The organism is Intestinibacter sp., assembly GCF_022780145.1.
Taxonomy (GTDB): domain Bacteria; phylum Bacillota; class Clostridia; order Peptostreptococcales; family Peptostreptococcaceae; genus Intestinibacter.
In genome coordinates, this window is record NZ_JALEXO010000108.1 from 1 (window position 1) to 3,114 (window position 3,114).

At 32.8% G+C, this 3,114-nt stretch carries 2 protein-coding genes; both read left to right on the forward strand.

The annotated features are described in order from the left end of the window. On the forward strand, nucleotides 1-578 hold a 578-nt coding region (locus tag MR593_RS03875; protein WP_290687073.1), incomplete at its 5' end, for a 3'-5' exonuclease. Between the two features lie 34 nt (nucleotides 579-612). Further along, on the forward strand, nucleotides 613-3,114 hold a 2,502-nt coding region (gene pglZ / locus MR593_RS03880; protein ID WP_290687075.1), incomplete at its 3' end, for a BREX-1 system phosphatase PglZ type A.

The window sequence follows — 3,114 nt, forward strand, 5'->3', positions numbered from 1 at the left end:
AATTTATAATGTTAGATAAATCAAATGTATATAAAAAAGTTGTAAGTTATAAAAGAAATTTGTTTAGAGAACAATGTAAATTTACAACAGATATAGTGAAAACATTAGATGAAATAGGGAAAAAAGAAAATTATAAAAAGGTGTCTGTGTATATATTAGGCAGATATGAAGACGATAGAGATAAGTTAAAAAATGAGAATAATAGATATTTAAGTGTTTATCCAAATGATAATATAGTTTATAAAAAAAATAAAAACTTGGACATTAAATTTTTAACAGTACATAAAGCAAAAGGTATGGAAGCAGATTATGTTATCATACTAAATTGTGAGGATAGTAATAAAAATAATAAAATGAAAGGCTTCCCAACAAATATTCAAGATGATCCTATATTGGATATAGTTTTACCTAAGGTTAATAGAAATGAACATTGTGTAAATCAGAATAGTGAGGAAAGAAGATTATTTTATGTAGCTATAACAAGAGCTAAAAAACAAGTTTTTTTGAATATACCAAAAGAAAAAGAAAATAGATCTATTTATGTAAAGGAGATAGAGTCTATAAAAAATAGATTATAATATACTAGAAACAAAAAAGAAAGACGGTGAACCCATGAATCTTGACGAGATAACAAAAGTACTATCAGAAATATACAACGAACCGCTGATAAACGAGAACCCGCGCCACATAGTATTCTGGTACGATGCAGAGGGCGAGTTCGTTGAAGATATAGATAACATAAACCTACAAAACGTAAGAACTCTAAAACTTACACCAAACAACTACTTCAAAACTAGATACATCCTAGAAAAAGAAGATCCAACATCAAACATATTAATCTACGCCAATATGCCAAAGCCAGCACCTAGAGAGGACTGGCTGCTTGATGTGTTAAAATACAGCGTAGAATTTTCGACAGATAAGACAACAGTCACAATGAGAGATTTAAACATAACAGACAAATCGCTGACTCCTGTTATAAAAAATTACTCAAAATTCTTCAACAACAAAGACAGATATGCAGCCTTCAAGAAGCTAGATATAGGCGATTACACAGAGGACAGCATACACATAGCTGTACTATCAGCTCTTTGCAAGTTATCTGTGCCTGATTTTGAAGAAGTGACTAAGGTATTGCTAAAGGAATTTTTAAACAAAGATAAAAAATACCTAGAAAGCATTGAAAAGTTCGGCGACATAGATGCTTTCTGGGAGTTAGCTTCTAAATACTACGGATATAATTTAGAAGAAAAAAACATCGGCAAGCTGATGATACTTTTGACTATTACAGATTTAGACGAGAAAATAGACAAGCAGTTGCCAAAGAGCTATACAGAATATATATCAGACAAAAAATCTAACTGCTCTATATTTATAAACCATTTTATGAATGATAGAGAGGATTTAGATATATACAAAAAACTAGCCGACAAAGTCCAAAATGCAATCAAGCTGGAAAATGTGGTATCTAAATTAAATGAAGATGATTTTATAAATTGTGATACGTTTAGATATTTCGATGAAGCTACAATTAAAAAACTAGTCGATGTGCTTATAAGTGGTGCCGACGAGTTTGACAAGTATGAGGAAATCATAAACAAGAGAAAGAGCTTGAATTGGTATCCTGATTATAAAAATTACTACGATGCATTGGAGCAAGCTATAAATTTATTTAGAATCAAGGCGAATGTAGATTATATAAAGGAAAAGACTCCTTATGAAATGATAGAAGCATACTATAACAACGATGTAAATTCTTACTATTTAATCGATAAGGCTTACAGAAAATTCTATGTGGCTTACGATAAAATTGACGACAAGGATATGATATATTCTCTTATGGAAAAAATAGAAGAGGTCTATACTAATTGGTATTTAGACGAATTATCAGTGAAGTGGTCTAGTTCTGTGGAGGCTAATTTGGGAACTAACTGGAATATACCTGGAGTTATATCTCAAAAGGCATTTTATCCTAATTATATAGAGCCTCATAATTTAAAAAATGAGAGGGTGTTCGTGATAATTTCTGATGCACTTAGATACGATTGTGCGATGGAGCTTGCGGATATACTAAATGTAGAGGCTAAGGGAACTGCTACTGTAGATATACTTCAAGGAGTGCTGCCTTCTTGTACTAAGCTCGGAATGGCTAGTTTATTGCCGAATAAAAATATAACACTTGATGATAAGAACAACGTATATGTAGATGGCATAAGCTCAGAAGGAACTGCAAACAGGGATAAGATACTTAAGTCGAAAAATTCTAGTTCGCTAGCTGTAGCTTACAAGGATATAGAGGACTTACCTTCTAGTGAGTTTAAGAAAATTTTTACAGGCAAGAAGGTAATCTATATTTACCACAATGTAATAGATGCTAGAGGTGATAATGCTGCTACAGAGAGAGAGGTATTTGAATCATGCGAGGATACTTTTAGCGAACTTAAGCAATTAGTAAACAACCTCGTGACTAGATTAAATGCGGTCAATATCTATATAACCTCTGATCACGGATTTTTATATAGAAGGGGCAGCATAAAAACTACTGAAAAAATCACCTACAAATCAGATGACAAGTATTCGAGAAGATATGCTATAAGCGACGATTTTGAGAGACAAGAGGGAACTCTTACTTTCTCTATGGACTATATACTGTCAAATAAGGGCGAGAAATTTGTAACTGTTCCAAGAGGTGAAGTCAGATTTGCAAAACAAGGTGCAGGTAGCAATTACGTCCACGGTGGAACTATGCCACAGGAGATAGTAGTGCCAGTTATCAAGTTTAAAGGAAACAAAAAGGCAAGTAAAATAGAAGAATCCTATGTAGAGGTTGAGATGAGCACTATAAGCAAGAAGATAACTACACCTAGGTTTACTATAAACTTCTTCCAAAAAGATATGGTAGAGGATAAGAAACAACCGATTATGCTAAAGGCTCGTTTTGAAGACGAGGCTGGAAATGTGATTTCTAATGAAATAAGCATAATCGCCGACAGCAAATCGTCTAATGCTGAAGAGAGGGTGTTCAAAGAGAGATTTGCGTTAAAGAGCAGCATAAAATACGACAAAAAATCTAAGTATTATCTAGTTATGATAGAAGATAATCACGAGGTAGAT